Origin of the sequence: Hydrogenophaga sp. (assembly GCF_035481345.1) — a bacterium.
In the GTDB taxonomy this organism is placed as follows: Bacteria; Pseudomonadota; Gammaproteobacteria; order Burkholderiales; family Burkholderiaceae_C; genus Hydrogenophaga.
Map to the genome: position 1 here is coordinate 22,720 of NZ_DATIGV010000034.1, position 14,121 is coordinate 36,840.

General features: G+C 67.7%; 17 protein-coding genes. 12 read left to right on the forward strand and 5 right to left on the reverse strand.

The genetic code is table 11. From position 1 onward, the window contains the following. The first annotated feature begins 33 nt into the window (after positions 1-33). The gene (locus tag VLG41_RS03415) at positions 34-1,200 is read left to right on the forward strand and encodes an ABC transporter substrate-binding protein (protein ID WP_325347991.1); all 1,167 of its coding nucleotides are present in this window, start codon (positions 34-36) and stop codon (positions 1,198-1,200) included. Further along, positions 1,200-2,546 carry an amidase gene (locus tag VLG41_RS03420; RefSeq protein WP_325347992.1) on the forward strand — a complete coding sequence of 449 codons (1,347 nt, stop codon included), beginning with the start codon at positions 1,200-1,202 and terminating at the stop codon, positions 2,544-2,546. The genes VLG41_RS03415 and VLG41_RS03420 overlap by 1 nt, the downstream gene beginning before the upstream one ends. 39 nt (positions 2,547-2,585) lie before the next feature. Here the strand turns inward: VLG41_RS03420 and lipA are convergent, their stop codons facing one another. The 4 genes from lipA to VLG41_RS03440 are packed head-to-tail and all read right to left on the reverse strand — an operon-like array spanning position 2,586 to position 5,455. Beyond that, positions 2,586-3,566: a lipoyl synthase gene (gene lipA / locus VLG41_RS03425; protein ID WP_325347993.1), complete on the reverse strand. Its 981-nt coding sequence runs from the start codon at positions 3,564-3,566 to the stop codon at positions 2,586-2,588. Between the two features lie 22 nt (positions 3,567-3,588). Next, on the reverse strand, positions 3,589-4,281 hold the full coding sequence (gene lipB, locus VLG41_RS03430; protein WP_325347994.1) for a lipoyl(octanoyl) transferase LipB: 693 nt from the start codon (positions 4,279-4,281) through the stop codon (positions 3,589-3,591). Between the two features lie 4 nt (positions 4,282-4,285). Then, on the reverse strand, positions 4,286-4,570 hold the full coding sequence (locus tag VLG41_RS03435) for an HP0495 family protein (protein WP_325347995.1): 285 nt from the start codon (positions 4,568-4,570) through the stop codon (positions 4,286-4,288). A 9-nt stretch (positions 4,571-4,579) separates the two neighbouring features. Further along, complete coding sequence (locus tag VLG41_RS03440) at positions 4,580-5,455, reverse strand: D-amino acid aminotransferase (RefSeq protein WP_325347996.1); 876 nt, start codon at positions 5,453-5,455, stop codon at positions 4,580-4,582. Between the two features lie 167 nt (positions 5,456-5,622). Between VLG41_RS03440 and VLG41_RS03445 the strand changes: the two genes are divergently transcribed. The 10 genes from VLG41_RS03445 to VLG41_RS03490 all read left to right on the forward strand — a co-directional run bounded on the left by VLG41_RS03445 (position 5,623) and on the right by VLG41_RS03490 (position 13,551). After that, a complete protein-coding gene (locus VLG41_RS03445) occupies positions 5,623-6,102 on the forward strand; it encodes an ATP synthase subunit I (protein WP_325347997.1) in 480 nt (159 codons plus the stop codon). A 24-nt stretch (positions 6,103-6,126) separates the two neighbouring features. Continuing rightward, on the forward strand, positions 6,127-6,993 hold the full coding sequence (gene atpB, locus VLG41_RS03450; protein ID WP_325347998.1) for a F0F1 ATP synthase subunit A: 867 nt from the start codon (positions 6,127-6,129) through the stop codon (positions 6,991-6,993). 77 nt (positions 6,994-7,070) lie between these two features. After that, positions 7,071-7,316, forward strand: coding sequence for a F0F1 ATP synthase subunit C (gene atpE, locus VLG41_RS03455; RefSeq protein ID WP_009519254.1), 246 nt, complete (start codon positions 7,071-7,073; stop codon positions 7,314-7,316). A 125-nt stretch (positions 7,317-7,441) separates the two neighbouring features. Continuing rightward, complete coding sequence (locus VLG41_RS03460; protein ID WP_325347999.1) at positions 7,442-7,912, forward strand: F0F1 ATP synthase subunit B; 471 nt, start codon at positions 7,442-7,444, stop codon at positions 7,910-7,912. Between the two features lie 23 nt (positions 7,913-7,935). Further along, positions 7,936-8,466 carry a F0F1 ATP synthase subunit delta gene (locus VLG41_RS03465; protein WP_325348000.1) on the forward strand — a complete coding sequence of 177 codons (531 nt, stop codon included), beginning with the start codon at positions 7,936-7,938 and terminating at the stop codon, positions 8,464-8,466. A gap of 52 nt (positions 8,467-8,518) precedes the next feature. Then, positions 8,519-10,075 (forward strand): F0F1 ATP synthase subunit alpha, encoded by a 1,557-nt coding sequence (gene atpA, locus VLG41_RS03470; protein WP_325348001.1) that lies wholly within the window; start codon positions 8,519-8,521, stop codon positions 10,073-10,075. Positions 10,076-10,102: 27 nt separating this feature from the next. Further along, entirely contained in the window at positions 10,103-10,969 is an 867-nt protein-coding gene (gene atpG, locus VLG41_RS03475; RefSeq protein ID WP_291024867.1) for a F0F1 ATP synthase subunit gamma, read from the forward strand. A gap of 44 nt (positions 10,970-11,013) precedes the next feature. Next, on the forward strand, positions 11,014-12,426 hold the full coding sequence (gene atpD, locus VLG41_RS03480; RefSeq protein WP_325348002.1) for a F0F1 ATP synthase subunit beta: 1,413 nt from the start codon (positions 11,014-11,016) through the stop codon (positions 12,424-12,426). Between the two features lie 23 nt (positions 12,427-12,449). Further along, positions 12,450-12,866, forward strand: coding sequence for a F0F1 ATP synthase subunit epsilon (locus VLG41_RS03485; protein ID WP_325348003.1), 417 nt, complete (start codon positions 12,450-12,452; stop codon positions 12,864-12,866). Between the two features lie 115 nt (positions 12,867-12,981). After that, entirely contained in the window at positions 12,982-13,551 is a 570-nt protein-coding gene (locus VLG41_RS03490; RefSeq protein WP_325348004.1) for a cyclic nucleotide-binding domain-containing protein, read from the forward strand. Between the two features lie 27 nt (positions 13,552-13,578). On the opposite strand, the gene VLG41_RS03495 is transcribed toward VLG41_RS03490, so the two are convergent. Beyond that, positions 13,579-14,106, reverse strand: coding sequence for a TPM domain-containing protein (locus VLG41_RS03495; RefSeq protein WP_325348006.1), 528 nt, complete (start codon positions 14,104-14,106; stop codon positions 13,579-13,581). Positions 14,107-14,121: the final 15 nt, after the last annotated feature.

Consider the following 14,121-nt stretch of genomic DNA (forward strand, 5'->3'; position numbering starts at 1 on the left):
CCCGGTGTTCAACCCCTCGATAGGAAACCCGTCATGCCGTTCCCCTTCCAGCAAGCCCTCGGCGGCGCATTGGCCGCGCTGAGCCTGGCTGCCGCGCCCATCGCCTTCGCGCAAGACGCCGTGCGCGTCGGCGTCATCGCCGAGATGTCCGGCCCCTTCGCCGAGTTCGGCAAGCAGATGCAGGCCGGCATCCAGGCCTACCAGAAGATGCACGGCGACAGCGTGGCCGGCAAGCGCGTGGAGGTGGTGATCAAGGACGTGGGCGGGCCCAACCCCGATGCGGCCAAGCGCATCGCCACCGAACTGGTCGTGCGCGAGAAGGTCAACGTGCTGGCGGGCTTCGGCTTCACGCCGAACGCGCTGGCCGTGGCGCCCATCGCCACCCAGGCCAAGGTGCCCATGATCGTGATGAACGCGGCCGCCGGCGGGCTCACCGCCAAGTCGCCCTACATGGTGCGCACCTCCTTCCACTACCCCGAGACCGTTCCGCCGATCGCGCAGTGGGCGATCAAGCAGGGCGCGAAGAAGGCCTACGTGATCGTGGCCGACTACTCGCCGGGCCACGACGCCGAGGCCGCCTTCATCGCGGCCTTCAAGAAGGCCGGCGGCGAGATCGTCGGCAACGTGCGCACGCCGCTGATGACGCTGGACTTCGCGCCCTACATCCAGCGCGTGAAGGACGCGAAGCCCGACGTGCTGTTCTCCTTCGTCAACGGCGGCGACGTCGCGCCGGCCTTCATCAAGGAGTACCGCGACAAGGGACTGGATGAGGCGGGCATCAGGCTCATCGGCACCGGCGACATCGTCGACGAGGCGCTGGTCGAGGCCATCGGCGAGCGCGGCGTGGGCATCACCACCGTCTACCCCTATTCCATGCACCACCAGTCCGCGCTGAACGAGCGCTTCGTGCGCGAGTTCAAGGCGCAGCGCGACCCGAAGTCGCGCCCCACCATCATGGGCGTGGCCGCCTACGACGGCATGGCCGCCCTGTACGCGGCGCTGGCCAAGACCGGTGGCAAGGCCGACGGGCCCACGCTGATCGCCGCGCTCGCCGGGCTGAAGATCGACAGCCCGCGCGGCAGCCTCAGCATCGACAAGGACACGCGCGACGTGGTGCACGACCAGTACATCCGCCGCTTCGAGAAGCAGGGCGGCACGTACTACAACGTGGAGTTCGAAACCTTCAAGGCGCAGCCCTGATGGCCGGCGACGCCCTGTCTCTGGACATCGCCGGGCTGACGGCGGCCTACCGCGACGGCCGCCTGCACCCCTCGGCGGTGCTGGAGCAACTGTTCGCCGCCATCGAAGCCGACACGCGCGGCCTCAACGCGTTCTGCCTGCTCGACCGCGCGGCGGCCGAGCGCGAGGCCGAGGCCTCGGGCCGGCGCTGGCGTGAAGGGCGCCCGCTGTCGGTGCTCGACGGTGTGCCAGTTTCTGTCAAGGACCTGGTGAACGTGGCGGGCTGGCCCACGCGGCGCGGCTCGCTCACCGGCAGCGACGAGCCCGTCCCGCAGGACGCGCCCGGCGTGACGCCGCTGCGCGCGGGCGGCGCGGTGCTGTTCGGCAAGACCACCACCACCGAGTTCGGCTGGACCGTGGGCTCGTCGAACCCGCAGGCCGGCACCACCCTCAACCCGACGGCGCCAGGGCGCGAGGTCGGCGGCTCCAGCAGCGGCGCCGCCGCGCAGGTGGCCGCCGGCTGGGGGCCGCTGGCCTTGGGCAGCGACGCCGGGGGCTCGGTGCGCCTGCCCGCGTCGTGGAGCGGCACGGTCGGCTTCAAGCCCAGCTTCGGGGCCATCCCGCTCGCGCCGGCCAGCGCCTTCGCCGAGTTCGCGCACCTGGGCACCTTCACACGCTCAGTGGCCGACGCGGCGCTGGCCATGCAGGTGCTGTCGCGGGCCGATCCGCGCGACCCCTCGTCCTTGTTCGTGCGCGGCGAGGCGCCGCCCGATCGCCCGCTGCGCATCGCGTGGACGCTCGCGCTCGGTTCATCGGGGTTGGTGCAGCCCGCCGTGGCCGGGGCCGTGCAGGCGCTGGTGCGGCGCCTGGTCGACGCGGGCCACACCGTCATCGATTGGCCCGATGCCGCCAATGACCGGGCGCAGGACATGTGGAGCGTGTGGGTCTCGCGCATCCACGAGTCCTTCGTGGACTGGACCGAGGCACAGCGCGCGCGGCTGTCGCCGGGGCTGCAGGCGGCGTACGAGGAGGGCGCCGCGCAATCACCGGCCGAGCTGGCCCGCGCCCGCGCCCGGCTGCGCGCCATGGCGGGCGCACTGGCGCAGCGCTTCACCGACATCGACCTGCTGATCACGCCCAGCACGCCGGGCGCGGCACCGCCGCTGGGCGACGCGGGCGGTGGTGGCTGGTTCCAGGCCTTGGGCGGTTTCACCTACCCGTTCAACCTCACCCAGCAGCCGGCGCTGAGCCTGCCGCTGGGGGCGGACGCCGAGGGCGCGCCGTTCGGCGTGCAACTGGTGGGGCCGCGCTTTCACGACGCGGCGGTGCTGCGGGCCGGTGCCCGCATCGAGGCGCTGCTGGCCTAGGCCAACTGAGCGGCGCGGCAGCGGGCCGGGGCCGGCCGCTCAGCCCCGGTCGGCCTGCGCTGGCTCGGCCAGCGCTTCCAGCACGCCGTGCGCCTGCTGGTCGGCGTGGTAGCTGCTGCGCACCATGGCGCCCACCGCGGCGTGGGTGAAGCCCATCTCGTAGGCCTTGGCCTCGAACATCTTGAAGGTGTCCGGGTGCACGTAGCGGCGCACCGGCAGGTGGTGGGCGCTGGGAGAGAGGTATTGGCCGATGGTGAGCATGTCGATGTGGTGATCGCGCATGTCCTGCATCACCTGCAGGATCTCCTCGTCGGTCTCGCCCAGGCCGACCATGATGCCGCTCTTGGTGGGCACGTGCGGGAACAGGGCCTTGAACTTCTTGAGCAGGTTCAGGCTGAAGGCGTAATCCGACCCCGGGCGCGCCTCCTTGTACAGGCGCGGCGCCGTTTCCAGGTTGTGGTTCATCACGTCCGGCGGCGCGGCCTTCAGGATCTCCAGCGCGCGGTCGTCGCGGCCGCGGAAGTCGGGCACCAGCACCTCGATGGTGGTCTCGGGCGAGCGCTCGCGGATCTGGCGGATGCACTCCACGAAGTGGCCCGCGCCGCCGTCGCGCAGGTCGTCGCGGTCCACACTGGTGATCACCACGTACTTGAGCTTGAGCTGGGCGATGGTCTTGGCCAGGTTCACCGGCTCGTCCGCGTCCAGCGGGTCGGGGCGGCCATGGCCCACGTCGCAGAACGGGCAGCGGCGCGTGCACTTGTCGCCCATGATCATGAAGGTGGCCGTGCCCTTGCCGAAGCACTCGCCGATGTTGGGGCAGCTCGCTTCCTCGCACACCGTCACCAGCTTGTTGCTGCGCAGGATGTCCTTGATCTCGTAGAAGCGGGTGCTGGGGCTGCCGGCCTTGACGCGGATCCAGTCGGGCTTCTTGAGCGTTTCGGCCGGCACGATCTTGATGGGGATGCGCGCGGTCTTGGCCTGGCTCTTCTGCTTGACGGTGGGGTCGTAGGTGGTGCTCATGGCGGAGGGGGCGGTGACGGGCTCAGGGGGCGAGCAGTGCGCCGAGCTTCTGGCTCAGGACCGGGGCCACGTCGTCCCAGGTGACGGGCACGCCGATTGTAGAAAGGTCCACCGTTTCAAGCCCGGCGTAGCCGCACGGGTTGATACGGTGAAAGGGTTGCAGGTCCATGGCCACGTTCAGCGCCACGCCGTGGTAGGTGCAGTGGCGGCTCACCTTGATGCCCAGCGCGGCGATCTTGCCCAGGCCGGTGAAGTCGGGCGCGGGCGACGGGCTGCCGGGTTCGCGGCGCGCGGGGGCCTGCGGCAGGCGCGCGTGGCCGCGCGGGTCGTCCAGGCGCACGTAGATGCCGGGCGCGCCGGCCACGCGGTGGCCGGTCACGCCGAAATGGTCCAGCGTGCGGATCACCGCTTCCTCGATGCGGTAAACGTACTCCTTGACGAAGTAGCCCGCGCGCTGGAGGTCGATCAGCGGGTAGGCCACCACCTGGCCCGGGCCGTGGTACGTGACCTGGCCGCCACGGTTGGTGGGCACCACCTCGATGTCGCCCGGCGCGAGCAGGTGGTCCTCATGCCCCGCCAGGCCTTGCGTGAACACGGGTGGGTGCTCGCAGATCCAGAGCTCGTCGGGCGTGTCGGTCGTGCGCGCGGCTGTGAAGGCCTGCATGGCCTCGTAGGTGGGGCGGTATGGGACCCGGCCCAGGGCGCGGACGTCCATGGCGTCAGAGCACGACCTTGACCATGGGATGCGTGGTCAGCGTGCGGTATACCTCGTCGAGCTGCTCGCGGCTGGTGACGAACACGGCGACGGTCAGGCCCATGTAGTTGCCGGCCTTGCTCGGGCGGCGCTCCAGCGTGGTGGCGTCGAAGGAGGGATCGAAGTTGCGCACCGTCTCGACGATGGCCTCGGCGAAGCCCTCGACGTTCTCACCCATCACCTTGATCGGGAAATGGGTGGGGTAGGTGATGAGCGACTGCTCGGGTGGGATCTCGGGTGGCGTGTCCATGGCGGTGTCTCAGGTGGATTGCTCGGCCACGGCCCGCTGGTACGCCGCGAGCAGGCGTGCTCCCACCGGGCCGGGCTGGCCGTTGCCGACGGGGCGGCCGTCGAGCGTGGTGATCGGCAGCACCTCCTTGGTGGCCGAGGACAGCAGCAGCTCGTCGGCCGCGAGCACCTCGTCGCGCGAGACGCGGCGCAGCTCGAAGGGGATGCCGTTGTCGCGACAGATCGATTCGATCAGGCCATAGCGGATGCCCTCCAGCACCAGGTGGTCCTTGGGCGGCCCCATCACGGTGCCGTTCTTCACCACCCAGACGTTGCTGGCCGCGGCCTCGCTGAGGAAGCCGTCACGAAACATCACGGTCTCCAGGGCGCCGGCGTCGGCGCTGATCTGGCGCGAGAACACCGCGCCCAGCAGGCTGGTGCTCTTGATGTGCGCCTTCTGCCAGCGGAAGTCGTTGGCCGTCACGCAGGCCACGCCGCGCGCGCGCTGCTCGGCCGTGGGCAGCTTCATCTCGCCGGCCATCACGAACACCGTGGGGGTCAGGTCCGGAATCATCACGTGGTCGCGCGGCGCCACGCCGCGCGTCACCTGCAGGTAGATGAGCTGGTTGCTCACGCCCGCCGCCTGGCGGTCGGCGATCAGCCGGCGGGCGATGGCCAGCCACTCTTCGCGCGTGTGCGGGTTGGCGATGCGCAGCTCGTGCAGGGAGCGGTCCAGCCGGTCCATGTGCTCGGCGAAGCGGAAGACCCGCCCGCCATAGGCCGGCAGCACCTCGTAGACGCCGTCGCCGAAGATGAAGCCGCGGTCGAGTACGCTGATCCGCGCGTCGCGCAAGGGGGTGTAGTCGCCGTTGAGAAAGCAGAGCGAATCGGGCAGGGGAGGGTTCATGTCAGGATTATCCGGCCGGGTGTTTTCGCCCGCGCGCGGCCGCCCCCGAGCCTTGACTGGCCCATCGGGTTTCTACGTATAATCAATGGCTTTGCGAACCTGACTGGTCCGTCATTTCTCCGTCACCGCGTTGTCGACCCATGCTGCCTGCCAAGCCGACTCCGCCCTTGACCGATGACTTCCCAGATGGGGCGCAAGAACCCGAATTCAAGCCATTGACGCGCGAGGAAGCGCGGCAGTGGCGGGCCGGCCAGCCGGGGCTCTCGCTCTGGCGGTTGGTGGGGGTGCAGTGGCTGGTGGGGCTGCTCGCCGCCGCGGTTGCCGCGTTGCTCACGCAATCGGCTGCCGTCGCGGTGTCGGTCCTGTACGGCGCGGCAACGGTGGCGATCCCTTCGGCCCTCATGGCCTACGGCTTGACCTCCAGCGCCTTGTCCCGACTCGCGTCGGGCTTTGCGCAGGCCGCGCTGGTCGGTTTCCTGTTCTGGGAGGGCGTGAAAGTCCTGCTGTCGGTGGCCCTCCTGGCTGCGGCGGTCTGGATCCTGCCCGAGCCGAACTGGATCGGGCTGCTGATCGGGCTGGTGTTGGTTCTCAAGGTCTACTGGTTCGGGGCGCTGCTCCAGGCCCGCAGGCCGGTCACAAACGGTTGACGCTCCGCGTTTTGGTGCACACGAATGGCTGCTGAAGGCACTCTGACCCCTGGCGAATACATCCGCCATCACCTGGTTCACCTGACGAACCACAAGCAGTCGTCCATCGTCGATTTCTCGGTGATCAACGTGGACTCGGTGGTCGTCAGCAGCGTGCTGGGCCTGCTCATGTGCTTCGTGCTGTGGCTGGCCGCGCGCAAGTCCACCGCCGGCGTGCCGGGCCGTTTCCAGGCCGCCGTCGAGATCCTGGTGGAAATGGTGGACAACCAGGCCAAGGCCGTCATCCACAACGCCACGAGCCGCAAGCTCATCGCCCCTCTCGCCCTGGCCGTGTTCGTCTGGATCTTCCTGATGAACTTCATGGACATGATCCCCGTCGATCTGCTGCCCCAGATCTGGCACAGCGCCGGTCCCGCCATGGGCTTCAAGGACTACCTGCGCGTCGTGCCCACGGCCGACCTGTCCACCACCCTGGGCCTGTCCGTCTCCGTTCTGCTGCTCTGCCTGTTCTACAACATCAAGATCAAGGGCCTGGGCGGCTGGGCGCACGAATTGGTGTCCGCGCCCTTCGGCACCAGCAAGAACCCCCTGTGGGCGCTGCTGCTGGGCGTGGTCAACTTCCTGATGCAAATGATCGAGTTCGTGGCGAAGACCGTTTCGCACGGCATGCGGTTGTTTGGCAACATGTTCGCGGGTGAGCTGGTGTTCATGCTGATCGCGCTGCTGGGTGCCTACGCCACCCTCTCGCTCGGCGGTGGACTCTTCTTCGTCGGACACCTGATCGCCGGCACGGTGTGGACCCTGTTCCACATCCTGGTCATCACCTTGCAGGCGTTCATCTTCATGATGCTGGCCCTCATCTATCTGGGGCAGGCGCATGACGCTCACTGACGCGACCGTCCTGGACGCGCTCGGGTAATTTCGTTCCTTTTCTCAATCAACAAACTTCCATCTCAACAGGAGTCAACATGGAAAACGTTCTGGGTCTCGTCGCGCTGGCTTGCGGCCTCATCGTCGGTCTGGGCGCCATCGGCGCTTCCATCGGCATCGCGCTGATGGGCGGCAAGTTCCTCGAGTCCTCGGCCCGTCAGCCCGAGCTGATGAACGACCTGCAGACCAAGATGTTCATTCTGGCCGGCCTGATCGACGCGGCCTTCCTGATCGGCGTGGCCATCGCCCTGCTGTTCGCCTTCGCCAACCCCTTCACCCTGTAATCGGTTGGTCGGCCCCGCGCGGGTGCGGCCATGGCGGTGAGCGGACACCAGTTCCGCCGCCGTCCCGGGCCGTCCGCCGGGTCGCCGGTGTGTTTTCCCCTTAGTCCACACAGAAAGGCGTTGCGATGAACATCAATGCAACCCTCTTTGCGCAGGCCATCGTCTTCGCGATCCTGATCTGGTTCACGATGAAGTTCATCTGGCCGCCGATCGCCAAGGCACTCGATGAGCGCGCGCTGAAGATCTCCGAAGGCCTGGCCGCTGCCGAGAAAGCCAAGACCGAACTCGCCGTCGCGAACAAGCGCGTCGAGGCCGAGCTGAGCCAGTCGCGCAACGAGTCGGCCACGCGCCTGGCCGATGCCGAGCGCCGTGCCCAGGCCCTGATCGAAGAGGCCAAGGCCCGCGCCAACGACGAGGCCGCCAAGATCGTCGCTGCGGCTCGCCAGGAGGCGGAGCAGCAAGTGGTCAAGGCCCGCGAAGCCCTGCGCGAGCAGGTGGCTGCGCTGGCCGTCAAGGGCGCCGAGCAGATCCTGCGCAAGGAAGTCAACGCCGGCGTTCACGCCGACCTGCTCAACCGCCTCAAGACCGAGCTCTGATCGAGCGCACAGGAACGACGACCATGGCCGAAATCGCCACCATTGCCCGTCCCTACGCGGAAGCGCTGTTCAAGGCGTGCGGCCAGGACGCCGCCGGCACGGCCGCCTGGCTTGACGCCCTGGCCGCCGTGGCCGCCGACGCCGGCTTGCAGCAATACGCCGACAGCCCCAAGGTCACGCCGCAGCAGGTGTTCGACCTGATCGGCAGCGTGCTCAAGAGCCCGCTGCCGACCGCCGGACAAAACTTCCTGCGCACGGTCATCGACAATGGCCGTCTGGCTGCCCTGCCCGAGATCGCCGCCCAGTTCCGCGTGCTCAAGAACGCCCGGCAAGGCTCGTCCGACGCCACGGTCTACAGCGCCTTCGCCATCGAGCCGTCGGCCCTCGCCGATCTGTCCGCCGTGCTGGAGAAGCGTTTTGCCCGCAAGCTCAACCTGCAGGTGCAACTGCAGCCCGAACTCATCGGGGGCATCCGCGTGGTGGTCGGTGACGAAGTGCTCGACACCTCGGTCAAGGCCCGCCTTGAACAGATGAAAGTGGCCCTCACGGCCTGAAGGCCCTGACCCGCCCGCGCCGCATACCCATTAACGAAAGAAGGAAAGAGTCATGCAACTCAATCCCGCCGAAATCTCCGAACTGATCAAGTCCCGCATCGAGGGCTTGGCCGCATCGAACGACGTTCGCAACCAGGGTACCGTGGTGTCCGTCACCGACGGCATCGTGCGTGTGCACGGCCTGTCCGACGTGATGCAGGGCGAAATGCTGGAATTCCCGGCCAACAAGGACGGCGTGCCCTCCTTCGGCCTGGCGCTCAACCTCGAGCGCGATTCCGTTGGCGCCGTGGTGCTGGGCGAATACGAGCACATCTCCGAGGGCGACACCGTCAAGTGCACGGGCCGCATCCTGGAAGTGCCCGTGGGTCCCGAGCTGATTGGCCGCGTGGTCAACGCGCTGGGCCAGCCCATCGACGGCAAGGGTCCGGTCAACGCCAAGCTGACCGACGTGATCGAAAAGGTCGCCCCGGGCGTGATCGCGCGCCAGTCGGTCGACCAGCCCGTGCAGACCGGCCTGAAGTCGATCGACTCCATGGTGCCCGTCGGTCGTGGCCAGCGCGAGCTGATCATCGGCGACCGCCAGACCGGCAAGACCGCCGTGGCCATCGACGCGATCATCAACCAGAAGGGTCAGAACATGACCTGCATCTACGTCGCCATCGGCCAGAAGGCGTCGTCGATCAAGAACGTGGTGCGTGCCCTGGAGCAGGCCGGCGCGATGGAATACACCATCGTCGTCGCCGCCTCGGCCTCCGAATCGGCCGCCATGCAGTACCTGTCGGCCTACTCGGGCTGCACCATGGGCGAGTACTTCCGCGACCGCGGCCAGGACGCGCTCATCGTGTACGACGACCTGTCCAAGCAGGCCGTGGCTTACCGCCAGGTCTCCCTGCTCCTGCGCCGCCCCCCGGGCCGCGAAGCCTACCCCGGCGACGTGTTCTATCTCCACAGCCGCCTGCTCGAGCGCGCCGCGCGTGTGAACGCCGACTACGTCGAAGCCTTCACCAAAGGCGAGGTCAAAGGCAAGACCGGTTCGCTGACGGCGCTGCCCATCATCGAAACGCAAGCCGGCGACGTGTCGGCCTTCGTGCCGACCAACGTGATCTCGATCACCGACGGCCAGATCTTCCTGGAAACCAGCCTCTTCAACGCCGGCATCCGTCCCGCCATCAACGCGGGTATCTCGGTGTCGCGCGTCGGTGGCGCGGCCCAGACCAAGCTCATCAAGAGCCTGTCCGGTGGTATCCGTACCGACCTCGCGCAGTACCGTGAACTCGCGGCCTTCGCCCAGTTCGCGTCCGACCTCGACGAAGCCACCCGCAAGCAGCTCGACCGCGGCGCGCGCGTGACCGAACTGCTCAAGCAGGCGCAGTACAGCCCGCAGTCCATCAGCTTGATGGCGTCCACGCTGTTCGCGGTGAACAAGGGCTACCTCGACGACGTGGACGTGAAGAAGGTGCTGGCGTTCGAAGCCGGCATGCACGCCCACCTGAAGGACAAGCACGCCGCGCTGCTGACCAAGCTGCAGAACGACAAGGCCATGGACAAGGACGCCGAAGCCCAGCTCGCGGCCGCCATCGCCGAGTTCAAGAAGACCGGCACGTACTGATCGCCCCAGGGCCAACCAGGAGCAGCGATGGCAGCAGGCAAGGAAATCCGCGGCAAGATCAAATCGGTGGAGAACACCAAGAAGATCACCAAGGCCATGGAGATGGTCGCCGCCTCCAAGATGCGCAAGGCGCAGGACCGCATGCGTGCGGCCCGGCCTTACGCCGAGAAGGTGCGTCAGATTGCGGGCAACCTGAGCAAGGCGAACCCCGAGTACACGCACCCCTTCATGGAGGCCAACGACGGCAAGACCGCCGGCTTCGTCGTCGTGACCACCGACAAGGGCCTCTGTGGTGGCCTCAACACCAACGTGTTGCGCGCCGCCACCAACGAGTTCAAGGCCCTGCAGGCCAGTGGCACCGGCATCGAGGTCGTGGCCATCGGCAACAAGGGCCTGGGCTTCATGAACCGCGTCGGCGCCAAGGTCGCGTCCAGCGTGGTCGGCCTGGGTGACACGCCGCACCTCGAAAAACTCATCGGCCCCGTCAAGGTGCTGCTCGATGCGTACACCGAAGGCCGCGTCAAGAGCGTGCACCTGGTCTACACCCGCTTCATTAACACGATGAAGCAAGAGGCCGTGGTGCAGCAACTGTTGCCCCTGACGGCTGAAAACCTGCAGGAAGGCGCGGGCGGCCGCGACTGGGACTACATCTACGAACCCGATGCGGCCACCGTCATCGACGAGCTGCTGCTGCGCTACGTCGAGGCCCAGGTCTACCAGGCCGTGGCCGAGAACATGGCGTCCGAACAATCGGCGCGCATGGTGGCCATGAAGGCCGCGACCGACAACGCGGGCAATGTGATCAGCGAACTCAAGCTCGTCTACAACAAGACCCGCCAGGCCGGCATCACCAAAGAGCTGTCCGAGATCGTCGCCGGCGCCGCCGCCGTCTAAGGTCCGCGCCCCTCCGAATCCAGAGAAAACAGAAGGTAAACATCATGTCTCAAGTGCAAGGCAAGATCGTCCAGTGCATCGGCGCCGTCGTGGACGTGGAATTCCCGCGCGACCAGATGCCCCGCGTGTACGACGCGCTGAAGATGGAGGGCTCGGCCCTCACGCTGGAAGTCCAGCAGCAGCTCGGTGACGGCGTGGTGCGCACCATCGCCCTGGGCTCCTCCGACGGCCTGCGCCGCGGCATGCTGGTGAGCAACACCAACGCCCCCATCACCGTGCCCGTGGGCAAAGCCACGCTGGGCCGCATCATGGACGTGCTGGGCAACCCCATCGACGAGCGCGGCCCCGTGGACCAGGCGCTGACCGCCTCCATCCACCGCAAGGCCCCGGCCTACGACGAGTTGTCGCCCTCGCAGGAACTGCTCGAGACCGGCATCAAGGTGATCGACCTGGTCTGCCCCTTCGCCAAGGGCGGCAAGGTGGGCCTGTTCGGTGGCGCCGGCGTGGGCAAGACCGTGAACATGATGGAGCTCATCAACAACATCGCCAAGGCGCACTCGGGTCTGTCCGTGTTCGCCGGCGTGGGTGAGCGCACCCGCGAGGGCAACGACTTCTATCACGAGATGGCCGACTCCGGCGTCGTGAAGCTGGACAACCTCGCCGAGTCGAAAGTGGCCATGGTGTACGGCCAGATGAACGAGCCCCCGGGCAACCGACTGCGCGTAGCGCTGACCGGTCTGACCATCGCCGAGTCGTTCCGCGACGAAGGCCGTGACGTGCTGTTCTTCGTGGACAACATCTACCGCTACACGCTGGCCGGTACCGAAGTGTCCGCTCTGCTGGGCCGTATGCCCTCCGCCGTGGGCTACCAGCCGACGCTGGCCGAGGAAATGGGCCGCCTGCAGGAGCGCATCACCTCCACCAAGGTCGGTTCGATCACCTCCATCCAGGCCGTGTACGTGCCCGCGGACGACCTGACCGACCCCTCGCCCGCCACGACCTTCGCCCACCTGGACTCCACCGTCGTGCTGTCGCGCGACATTGCTGCACTGGGCATCTACCCCGCCGTGGACCCGCTGGACTCCACCAGCCGCCAGCTCGACCCGCTGGTCGTGGGCGACGAGCACTACAGCACCGCCCGCGCCGTGCAGGGCACGCTGCAGCGCTACAAGGAACTGCGCGACATCATCGCCATTCTGGGCATGGACGAACTGGCCCCCGAGGACAAGCTGGCCGTGGCCCGCGCGCGCAAGATCCAGCGTTTCCTGTCGCAGCCCTTCCACGTGGCCGAGGTGTTCACCGGCTCGCCCGGCAAGTACGTGCCGCTGGCCGAGACGATCCGCGGCTTCAAGATGATCACCGCCGGTGAATGCGATCACCTGCCCGAGCAGGCCTTCTACATGGTCGGCACCATCGACGAGGCCTTCGAGAAGGCCAAGAAGCTGGCGGCGGGCTGATCGGCCACCGCTGAGGAATCACCATGAGCACCATCCACGTCGACGTGGTCAGCGCCGAGGAGTCCATCTTCTCGGGCGAGGCCAAATTCGTCGCCCTGCCGGGCGAGGCGGGTGAGCTCGGCATCCTGCCCGGCCACATCCCCCTGATCACCCGGATCAAGCCGGGTGCCGTGCGCATCGAAAAGGCCGACGGCGGCGAGGAATTCGTCTTCGTGGCCGGCGGCATCCTCGAGGTGCAGCCCAACGCCATCACCGTGCTGTCCGACACCGCCATCCGCGGCAAGGACCTGGACGAGGCCAAGGCCTCCGCGGCCCGCCAGCAGGCCGAAGAAGCCGTGAAGAACGCCAAAACCGACATCGATCTGGCCAAGGCCACGTCGGAACTCGCGGTCATGGCCGCGCAGATCGCGGCGCTGCGCAAGTACCGCCAGAAGAAGTGAAGGAATTCTTGCTTTCGCAAGGGACCGGCCGCGCGCCGGTCTTTTTTTGCCCGGCCGCCTGTTCAGCGTGCGAGGGCCTCACTATCATGGCCGCGTAACCAGCGCCCCTTGCTGCATGTCATCGCTCTTCGACAGCCCGGAACTCGCCCCTGAAGAAGTCGCCGCCCGGCTGCTGGTCACGCCGACGGCGCTGGCCGATCTCACCATGGTGGATGCGATGAAGGTGGTGGGCTACATGCGGCCCAAGCTCATCAAGGCCGGCACCGTGATCATCCACGAAGGTGAGGTCCGCGGGAACGACTACATGCTGCTGGTGCTGGAGGGCGACATTGCCGTCGAAAGCGACCTGCCCGGCCTGCACGAGAGCATGGTGGTCAATGTGATGGGTCCGGGGCACCTGCTGGGCGAAATGGGCGTGCTCGATGGCGCGCCGCGCTCGGCGACCTGCACGGCCAACACCGACATCGCCGCCGCCGTGCTGTCGCGTACCGCGCTCATGCGCCTGCTCAAGGACGATCCGCGCCTGGGCGCGCGCCTGCTGCTGGCCATCTCCAAGCGCCTGGCCGACCGCCTGCGCGACACCACGCGCAAGCTCAAGACCTTCGCGCAGATGAACAAGGCCTTGCAGCAGGAGCTGCAGGTCGTGATGAACAACCGCACCGGCCTGACGCAGCGGCGCGACTGAGCGCCTTGGGGTACGGCCCGGCGGCGCTCACACGCGCAGCACGGTGTCGGGCAGTTCGTTTTCGCCAGGGGCGGCGCTGTCCGAGGGGAAATGCTGCACGAGCAGCGCCGACACCTCTTCCAGGGCCTGCGTCAATCCGTCCTCGAACCCACCCGCGCGCAGTCGCGCGCTCAGCCGATCAACGATCGCCTGCCAGGTCTCGGGCGGCACCTGGCGCGCGAGCGCGCGATCGGCGACGAATTCGATGGCGTGTTCGGCGAGCAGCAAGTAGATGAGCACGCCGTTGTTGTGCTCGGTGTCCCACAAGCGCAGGCGGCCGAACCAGGCGAGGGCGCGGTCGCGCACCACGGCAGGCAAGGGCTCCTCGGGACCGATGCGCAGCAGGTAGCTGGTGGGCAGGGCGGCTTCGACGACCAGCCGGACTTCGCCGGTGTGGCGGCCCTCACTGGCCGTGATCCGCCGGGCGATCCGCTCGGCCATGTCGTCGGGCACGGCGCGCGCGCTGTCGTGGCGGTCCATCCAGCGGTGTTTGAGCAGGCGCCACCAGCGGTTCATGCCGTATCCCTCACC

Bases quoted from the DNA above. Each gene is read 5' to 3' on its own strand.
- VLG41_RS03415 (WP_325347991.1), top strand. From the start codon at position 34: ATGCCGTTCCCCTTCCAGCAAGCCCTCGGCGGCGCATTGGCCGCGCTG.
- VLG41_RS03420 (WP_325347992.1), top strand. From the start codon at position 1,200: ATGGCCGGCGACGCCCTGTCTCTGGACATCGCCGGGCTGACGGCGGCC.
- lipA (WP_325347993.1), bottom strand. From the start codon at position 3,566: ATGAGCACCACCTACGACCCCACCGTCAAGCAGAAGAGCCAGGCCAAG.
- lipB (WP_325347994.1), bottom strand. From the start codon at position 4,281: ATGGACGTCCGCGCCCTGGGCCGGGTCCCATACCGCCCCACCTACGAG.
- VLG41_RS03435 (WP_325347995.1), bottom strand. From the start codon at position 4,570: ATGGACACGCCACCCGAGATCCCACCCGAGCAGTCGCTCATCACCTAC.
- VLG41_RS03440 (WP_325347996.1), bottom strand. From the start codon at position 5,455: ATGAACCCTCCCCTGCCCGATTCGCTCTGCTTTCTCAACGGCGACTAC.
- atpB (WP_325347998.1), top strand. From the start codon at position 6,127: ATGGCTGCTGAAGGCACTCTGACCCCTGGCGAATACATCCGCCATCAC.
- atpE (WP_009519254.1), top strand. From the start codon at position 7,071: ATGGAAAACGTTCTGGGTCTCGTCGCGCTGGCTTGCGGCCTCATCGTC.
- VLG41_RS03460 (WP_325347999.1), top strand. From the start codon at position 7,442: ATGAACATCAATGCAACCCTCTTTGCGCAGGCCATCGTCTTCGCGATC.
- VLG41_RS03465 (WP_325348000.1), top strand. From the start codon at position 7,936: ATGGCCGAAATCGCCACCATTGCCCGTCCCTACGCGGAAGCGCTGTTC.
- atpA (WP_325348001.1), top strand. From the start codon at position 8,519: ATGCAACTCAATCCCGCCGAAATCTCCGAACTGATCAAGTCCCGCATC.
- atpG (WP_291024867.1), top strand. From the start codon at position 10,103: ATGGCAGCAGGCAAGGAAATCCGCGGCAAGATCAAATCGGTGGAGAAC.
- atpD (WP_325348002.1), top strand. From the start codon at position 11,014: ATGTCTCAAGTGCAAGGCAAGATCGTCCAGTGCATCGGCGCCGTCGTG.
- VLG41_RS03485 (WP_325348003.1), top strand. From the start codon at position 12,450: ATGAGCACCATCCACGTCGACGTGGTCAGCGCCGAGGAGTCCATCTTC.
- VLG41_RS03490 (WP_325348004.1), top strand. From the start codon at position 12,982: ATGTCATCGCTCTTCGACAGCCCGGAACTCGCCCCTGAAGAAGTCGCC.
- VLG41_RS03495 (WP_325348006.1), bottom strand. From the start codon at position 14,106: ATGAACCGCTGGTGGCGCCTGCTCAAACACCGCTGGATGGACCGCCAC.